This window comes from Sphaerothrix gracilis Ecp01 (genome assembly GCF_030405905.1).
Taxonomy (GTDB): domain Bacteria; phylum Cyanobacteriota; class Cyanobacteriia; order Phormidesmidales; family Phormidesmidaceae; genus Sphaerothrix; species Sphaerothrix gracilis.
The window spans coordinates 19,637-28,551 of sequence record NZ_JASATW010000041.1; the positions used below are offsets into that span (position 1 = coordinate 19,637).

An 8,915-nucleotide genomic window follows, 5' to 3' on the forward strand; every position below is an offset into this window, starting at 1 on the left:
TTATCGAATTTTTATGGTTTATTGCTCTTTTCCTCAAGTACTCAAAATTTAGAATCTGAAGATAATTGGGTTTCCATTTTTTCGGTCAGTCTCAAAAATTGTTTTTTTAGGCAATGGATCAATCTGGTCGATCCATCTTGGCAAGGAAGGTAAGGTTTCCATTTTTCTTCGTATTGTCATTTCCACATCAATAGATCCTGTAATGGCTTTTGTGAAGCCCTGAATTTTGCCCCCAAGAAATTCAAAAACCGAGTCGGCATGATAAACCAGCTTTTCTCCTATATAACTCCCTCCAATGAAACCTGCACCTGCACCTGCAGGACCACCACCTAGAAAGAAACCAATTGCACCGCCGATTGCACCACCCAAGTAACTTCCGGCAACACTTGCTGTTCTTCGAACACCTTCTTCGGTTGTAGGAGAAGAAAGAATCCAGTTAGCATCAAAAGCCCAATCCAATGGTTCCAATGCATCGAATATTTGTAGTTTGTTACTGCCACCGCTACCGCCACCACTCGGATTACTTTTTTTCTTTTTTTCTTGCTCTAAAACACTTGCGCTGCGACCCTCAGCCTCTGCAGATTGTATTTCCGTATCTGATAAACCCAAGTTTATTCCTTTCTGACGCAAACCAAGTATCCTTTTTTCTGCCTTACTTAAATTCTCTTTAACGCGAGGCAAGGCATCATAAGCACCTTCAAGCTCTGTTTTGATTTTTTTGAACTTGTTTACCCTATTCCGCAACTTTTTCTGGAATTTCTTATTTTTCTTTTCAAAGCTTGGATGTTCTGATTGCAAAGAATTAATGTCATTAAAAATTTGATTAATTTCTTTGTCTAAGTCTTCAAGTTCGTCAGGCAAATCCCTGATCGCTTCTTGTAAGTTGTCCAATTCTGTTTCTAAAGAAGCTATCGTTTTGGCTGTATTGCTTAATTCAATTTTAACTTTCTCAGTTTTTTGTGAGTTCGTACCTTTAAGGTCTATCAACATTATGGGGTTGTTTCGGTTAGAAACATACAAATTGTAGCCATCTGTAGATCCGATTGGATCGCAACTAATCCACCTCACCAACCACGGCGCATAATACCTTGCTCCGTGATAATTCAACCCACTCTCTTCATCCCGCTCTTTCCCCGTATACCGATACCGCTTTCGCCCAAAGCTGCCAAAGCTCGTCTCCCCATAGGGCGTAAACTCTTCCCGGTTCACCAGATTGCCACTGGCGTCCACCACCAGATGGCTGCTGCCCAAATGGTCGCCCAGGTGGTACTTCACCGCTGGCGTACTGTCATCGGGGAACGATTCCCCCACCTGCACCAGCGCAATCCGCGACTGGTCATCCATCACATGCAGCGTCGTGTTCTCTCGCGTGGTGCTGCCTTGCACCTGCCGATGCAGCTCAAACACCCCGTCGATATACACCGTCACCTCATACTGGTTCGCCCCCTTCCGCACCAGCTTCTTCACCCTTTGCCCCGTGGCGTCATACAGGTAGTAGGCATACACCGTCGGTTCTGCCCCCGCCGTCTGCGTGCGGAACACCCGCAGCTGGTCGCTGTGGTCCCACTCAAAATGGCGGGCGCTGTTCTCGCGAATTAAATTGCCGTTGATATCAAAGAAATGGCTCTGCTGCACCGTCGGCGGTGAGGGCACCCCAGCCCGTCGGTCTGCCACATGGGTGAGCTTATTGCCCGGCGGGTTCAGCCACTGCCCATTCAACTGCTGCGGCCAGATTTGCGCCCAGGCTTCCGGGGTGTAGCCATCCATGCCAAAGTTACGCGACCAGGTGGTTTCCCACTCGGTGCCGCCGTTGCGCTGTACCGCCTGCTGGTGCTGTAGCCGGGTCATGTTCCCCGCCGGGTCGTAGGCGTAGGTCTCCTGGTACAGCGTCGTCAGTTCCGGCGCATTGTCCCAAACCGGCGTGCCCTGCCGATTGAAGAACCCGGCTCCGCAGCGGGGCTCATCCGCCCAGGGGCGGGGTCTGGGGATATCCTGACACTCCCGTCCCGTTGCCGACAGCAGCCGATACAGCGGGTCGTAGGTAAATTGCCGATCCAGGGCGTGATCGCCCAGCGGTTCCGTCTTCACGCCGCTGCCCACCGCTCGGTCTTGAATGCGAGTAATGTTGCCCACCAGGTCGTAGCTGTAGGCGAAGTCCTGGAGCGGAGCGCCCGTGGGTCGATAGGTGAGTTCCTCAGGTTGGTTGTAGTCCCCGATATACATCCGCTTGAGCCGGAAGGTTTTCGGATCATAGGCATAGCGGGTCATCACCCCATTACCGTAGGTAATCAGCGTCCGCTGTCCCTTAGCGTTGTAGACAATCCGCTCCACATAGGTCGTCCCGTCCAGCCGCACGCTTTCCAAAGCTCCCGCTCGGTTGTACTGGGGTCGCAGTTCCTGCCGCGTGCCTTCGGCATCTGCCGGATACTGCATTACTTTCACCCGGTTAAGAGCGTCGTAGGCCATGGTGGTGACATGTTCCTGGTCCTCTAGCAGGCTATCGCCCTGCTCCCAGTCCACCCGAAACGCCTGGATCTCCCAGTTATTCGCCGCCCCATTCTCAAACGCCTGTAGGATGGCCGCATCGGCAATCACCCGCCGCGTTTTGCTCAGCAGATTGCCCTTAAAGTCGAACTCCTCAAAGGAGAGCCGTCCGGCCTCGTCATGCTGCAACACCAGTTGCCCCAGCCGGTTTAGCTCCCGCGCCGCTGCCCGGTCTGCATCCGGTTGATCAGAGGTGCCGCCGTCGCCATACTCCATCTGGCCTCGCAGGGTCAGCGACTGCTCGGCTCCGTCCCTGGCCCATAGGCGACTGAGCCTATCCATCTGGTCATAGCTCTGTAGAATCAGCGCTCTCTTACTGTCCCGCTGCTCCAGGGGTTTGCCCACCGCATCCAGCACTGTCCGCTGCACGCCTGCGTCGATGTTTTCCGTCCGCAGGGGCTGATTTGCCAGGTCATAGAAGTAGCGAAATGCCTCTCGCCCCAGGGCATCGGTCACCGTCAGCAAATTGCCGCGAATATCGTAGGTGGAGCGGGTAATGTACGAGTCAGTCGCCGGATCGGCTCCACTGCGCTCGGTGGCCTTAGTTGTGCGCCCCAGAGCATCGATTTCAATACTGGCCGGGGTGTAGTGATGGTTGGCTGGAGCCCTGTCCGCGAGCAGTATCAGTGAGCCATCCGGCTGTCGCTGCTGACTCAGCGGAGCCAGATCATTGGCATCGTAGGTATATACCTCCCAGGGAGTCGGACGAAACTCGTTGGGATTGTCCATATTCTCCGGCACCCCGTAGATCACCCGCTGTCGCGAGCCATCCGGATTAATGGTGAGAATCACCTGACCGCGCGGGTCGTAGTACATCTCCATCTTCTGCCCCATTTCCTCATCACCGGGCTGTTGATAATCCCACCCCTCGGAGTAGAAGGGCTCATACTGCTCCACCACACGCCCCTTGTTGTCGTAGATCTGCCAGCCGCTGACGACGACATTCACCGGGTCATCAGCAGTGCGCCGTCGTCCTACGACATCGGCTTTGGTCCCAGCCTCATCGGTTTGGTCGGCAGGCAGGGTGCCGTTGCCAAAGTAAACATCGCCAAGCCGCTCATCCTCCGACTGGGTACGAGTCTGCAGCAGTCGCCCAAAGCCATCGGAGTATTCAATCGCTTCAAGGGTATGGTCTTGTTCTGTCGGGGGGGCGTCTGCTTCATTGACGTGGTGCTCCCGCTGAATGGTTCGTACCCAAATGGGCTGCCCGTTTTCCTCAAACGCAAAGAAGTCGTACTCCAACCAGGAACCGGGCACATCAAGCGTATCGCCCTCGGCTTCTCCGGCCTTGCCCATCACCGCCGTAGTCGCCGGTAGCCCCAGAGCCGTAAAGGTGATTGCACTGCGGTTGCCGTTTAGGTCAGTTATCCGGTGGGGCTGCATTACCCGGTAGTCGTGCTCCGCTTCCGTGGTTAGTCCAATTGGGTTCGTCACCCGAATCGGCAGCAGGTCGTAGGTGTCGTACTCGATCTGAGTGTCTCGACCGAGGGGATCGCGAGTGACTTTCAACAGCCCCCTGGGCTGAAGATCATCCGTCTGGAAGTCATACTGCTGTCGGGTGGCCGTCACCCAATAGCCTCGGGCATGAGTCTCGTCTCCGGGGTAGAAGGTATAGCCTGCCAGGGGCAGCATCTGCTCCCGAAAAGACGGGGGATACTCATCCGTCCAGGCTGGTGCCCCATCCGGTACCAAATAGGGCGGCATCTGCTCTTCACCATGAGCTGCCAGCAGATTTGCTTCAGTCAGCACCAGCGTCTCAGACCGCGCAGGTGCGCCATAGTTGCCAATTTCACCCAGGGGCAAGCCCTCGAATGCTGGGCCGTCGTAGTAGCTGAGAGATTGGCCGATTAGCTCTCGCGGCACCGTCCCAGCTAGGGCTGCCTGCTTCAGCTCAGCCACCGTCATTGGCTGCTCGGTTAGCTTCAGCTCGTAGCTGCTGGCTTTGGCGGCGCGATCGACGATGTAAACCTGGGCGTCATCCCGCTGGGCAAAGCTGCTTTCAGCGTAAGTCGCCAGATAGTCATCGCGGGTATCGTCCCAGTGTTGCCAGCCTCGGGCACAGGCAATGGCTATCTGTTTCCGGGGTTGCCCATACTCGTCATAGTCTTCCGAAAAGCTGAACTGGGTCATCGGCTCTTCGCCACGCTCCCACTGAGTCGTGCGCTGTGCCAAGGGAAAGGATAAAAAGATATGCTGCCGGGTGCGATCGCCTACATTAGGCGGCGACTCTTCCCTCACCCCATAACTGGCTTCCGTTACCGTGTAAGGGCGTCCCTGTCGCTCAGTACCATCCAGGGCATAGAGTTCCGTCCGCAAGACTCGTCCCCGCAGAGTCCGCAGGGCATCCCGCTTCACCCGTCGCCTGTCGAGCCCCCAGATAAATGCCTTCATCTCAGGAGGACGATTCAGCACCTGCGGGTCGCCATCCCAGTACTCATGGCTGTAGTCCAACTCTTCCCATTCCCCAAATTCATCGCCCACGGGTCCCTGGTGGAACCAGGATTTAGTTAAAAGGGGCGGTGAGAAGTACTTTTCTTTCTCTTCCTCTAGATGTTCAAAATCTTGCGATTCTCCGTGTAATCCGACAGCGTTGTAGTCCTCAAACACCTCGGTATCCAGCTGCTCTACCCGGCCAAAACCGCGAAACTCTCGCTCTGCCCCGTCCCAGTAGCCGTGGTGATAGGTGTACTCTGTTGTCAACTTGCCACCGGAAATTTGGTCAATTATCTCGACGCGATCTACTACCAGCACAGGCATGGGCAATGGCGTTTGCCAGCGGGTTTCCGGACGTTTCTGGTCCTCTAGATAAAACTTCGTCGAGGGAGCGTAGCGTACCCGTGTCACTGCTCCCATGTGGTTATCCATCTGGTGCAGCAGATAGGGCTTTACCCCGCCCGTGAGATCCAAAAAGAACAGGTTGTTGCGGGATAGACCGTTAGCATCGGCACTCCACAGAATGCCGCCCAACCCGGTGCCCAGGAGATCCACCAGTCGCACCGAGTCCAGATCTGACATCGGCGGCGTGCCCTTAATCTCGATCGGGTCGCTCCAGCCGTTGCCGCTCTGGTTCAGCCACAAAATCACCTTCTTGTCATCAACGTATATCAGGTCGTCTGCCCCGTCTCCGTCGATGTCACCAATCAAAATCCGGCGCGGGTCGTAGCCGTAGCGGAAGCGGGGACTGTTGCGCATTTGTATCCGCCTACCCCAGCGACCATAGCCCAGGTTGGGCCAGTACTCCAGATTGCCGTCGTGGATGCGGACAATATCCTGCAGACCATCGCCGCTCATGTCGCCCCAGCGAATGCGAGGGTCGGCAAAGCTGAAGGTTTTACTGTTGGCAACCTGCCCGATGTAGTGCTGGTGCCAGCCCTTCTCGGGATGGTTTTCAAAGCACTCCAGCCTACTGCCGGAGCGGATGGCATCCGTGATGCCATCTCCATTCAGGTCCATCAGCTGCACATCCGGATCGCCGAAGGCAAAACTGGGGGCAATATCGTAGCGCTTAAAGGACTTTCGATCCCAAAGTCCCCCATACCGTAGGGGAAAGTAACCTGACAGCCCTTCTTGGTGCACCATCAGGTCAATGCACCCATCCCCATCGGCATCAATCAGCTGCACCCCCGGATCGCCCAACTGCAATCCTGCTGGAGCGGTCTTCATCTCCTGGGGCAACGCAAATTGGCCGTTGCCCAAATTGCGCCAGTAGCGCACGGTGCCGTTCATCTCCAAAATGTCGGGCAACCCATTACCAAACAGGTCAGCTAGCTCGATTTCAGGATTACCCAGCGACCTCGCCGGTAGGTCTTGACCTTCTAACGGGAAGAAATTGCGACCTTCGGCCCCAAATCGACTGTAACCAAACTCCAGCGGGGGCAGTGCTTCAGTAGCATCGGCATCATGGCCGACGACTTTAACCTGGCTCAGTAACGATAGGTTATTCAGCGGTAATAACTGATCTAGATTGTCCAGGTCGGTGCGCTGATCCAGATACACCCAATGATAAGTGCGGGTCAGAATCTCCTCATTTGGCTGAGTCAGAACCTGAATATAGGTACACCGCCAACGTGTGCGGATTTCAAACCCGGCTCGATATTCGGAAAACGGATCAGGGCGATCGCCATAGTGAAACTTGACCCTGGCTAAGAAGTTAGAGTTGGTGGGGTCCCCATAGTCTGCATACTGAATTTGTTTCAGATAGAGCTGATTCCAAGACCTCGTCTCGCTCTCCGCTAAATCTCGCTCGTACTCGTAGAGAATGCTGTTGCCAAAGGGATCGACAGTACGCGATAGATTCCAGGTATAAACTTTGGCTGGATCCGCTGGGTCAGCAATAACGGCTGGATCTTGCCAGGTTTCTAAGCTATTTTCGGGGCGAGGCGTGCCGTAGAAGCTCACCAGACCATCTTTGCTGAAAACCTGCCAGTAGTTGTTCCTGTTACCGTAGTGATGCTCAATGCGAGCAAACAGCCCTTCCGTGCGGGGCTGGTAACGGGTCAACCCTGAGTCCTGCTCAACCGGCACCAGATCTTCTGCACCTGACAGAACAAAGGTATCTCGATCGGCGGGGTTATCGGAGCGATCGCGATACCGCGGCAGCCCTTTAGCGGTTTTGCGCATCACCCCAGGGATACTCAACCCCCAACCCAACCCGAAGGGCCCATTACCATTGCCGGTGCTATAGACCAGGCCTAGCTGGGGCTGCAAACTGTTACGACCAGGGGGAAGCGCGATCGGTACAGTAAAGTTACCTGTACCCAAATGCAGATTTGGCGAAAAGGTCTCACCAATGCCATGCAGCGCTCCACCCCCTTGAGGAAGTGAAATAATTTGATTTGAGGTTCCTGATTTGTTGCTCATGGAGACACCTCAGGAAAAAGTCTTATACAAGAAAGCTCTTAAGGAGATTTAAGTATTACCTTCTTAGCCAATTTTCTCGGCGAAATCCAGTATCTATTTGTTTATGCTGTATACGTAAAATTACGTATATATGTGTTACCTTAGATTGCTAACTCCGACAATTGCTACTTGTTGAGTTGTGTATTGAAATTGTTACGAGCTTCACTGTGGCTTGTCTTAAGCTTTGATTTGTAGTCGGTATTGTTTGCTACCTTTGTTCTTGTTTATTGAAAAGCCCATATGTCACAAAAATTCTGATCAAGCCACTAGCTGACACATTAGACTTTATCGAAAATAAGAAAGGAATCGGTTGAAGTCACCATATCCTCTCACCGTTCGGGGTCAAGCCGCTTGACCTATTAGATGACCTGACTTTGCTCGGTGTGTTAGGCAGAAGTTATGCAAGCCGCAGGCAGTCTCCATCACGTCATCGACGTAGTGGTCAAGCCAATTGCGAAAGGGTTGCCTCAGAATTTGGCAGCGTTTGACGCCACCATGTGGTGTTCCACTTCAACACGAAGACTGGAAATACTTCGGTTGTTCGGTTCTTTCTCACTTTAGGTGAAGCTATAGAGTGAAGCAGCGAAACGTGAATGCGAGGAGGAAATTTGGTTCTATTGCAAAAACTCAGGAGTGGTAGATTAGGAGGCTGCCGGGCGTAAGCCGACGCCAAATGATTTCATGTTCATGTCTGAACTGAGTAAGCTCTTGAGTTGCGCAGGCATCAACGAAAGCGGGCATGAGGGTATCAATTTTGTGTTCGAGTTGAGCGAGTTGCAATCGCAGGTCGATCATTTGATCGATGACGCTGTCAGAGACAGAGCTATCTGTGTTCATAGAGGCAGAGAGGAGTTTTCTTGCCTATCATGCTACGAAACAGCCTATGCTAAGCTTCTAGAAAGTTCGAGTTTTCCAAGCTCCTGAGAAACAACAACAGTTCCTCACCACCAGCGATCGCGTGAATGATAGTTTCCAAGTCAATAACGCGATCGCCCAAGAACTGATACAAAGTAGAGTAAGAGCAGCCAGCAATCGCTTTTGTGGGCTCGACACAGAGTCCGAAGAAGGGATGGCCCCAGGGTTCTGCAGCACACTAAGAATGCTTGTAAGCTCTCCTTGAGCTTAGCGCGATCGCATCCGAAAAGAAGCCGATAGGATAGCACCCGCGTTCTGTCTCCTATGCAAGTGAAAGGCACAATATGTACACGCTGAATGTACACTCAAAATATACGCTTAAAGTAAACAAGTTGAATGCATACATACATCTTTATGCGTATTTCAACGCAGAGGCAAGAAGCGATCGCGCAAGTAAAGACGCTAAAACGCTTATACAGCAACGCTTTTACGAAATAAAGCAAATACAGAAGAGGGCTTGCAAGTATAAAAGCGATCGCATTACAGCGTATAGAACAACAGCATGGCAACGCACAAGCGTATAGACAACACAGCGATCGCAGTGCCAGCAACGTTTT

Annotated in this window: 2 protein-coding genes; both read right to left on the minus strand. The window is 53.2% G+C overall.

Going from position 1 to position 8,915, the window contains the following annotated elements:
• Positions 1 to 48: 48 nt before the first annotated feature.
• Positions 49 to 7,404: a SpvB/TcaC N-terminal domain-containing protein gene (locus QJQ48_RS25745; RefSeq protein ID WP_346294113.1), complete on the minus strand. Its 7,356-nt coding sequence runs from the start codon at positions 7,402 to 7,404 to the stop codon at positions 49 to 51.
• 925 nt (positions 7,405 to 8,329) lie between these two features.
• Positions 8,330 to 8,452, minus strand: coding sequence for a hypothetical protein (locus tag QJQ48_RS25750; protein WP_346294114.1), 123 nt, complete (start codon positions 8,450 to 8,452; stop codon positions 8,330 to 8,332).
• Between the last annotated feature and the right edge of the window lie 463 nt (positions 8,453 to 8,915).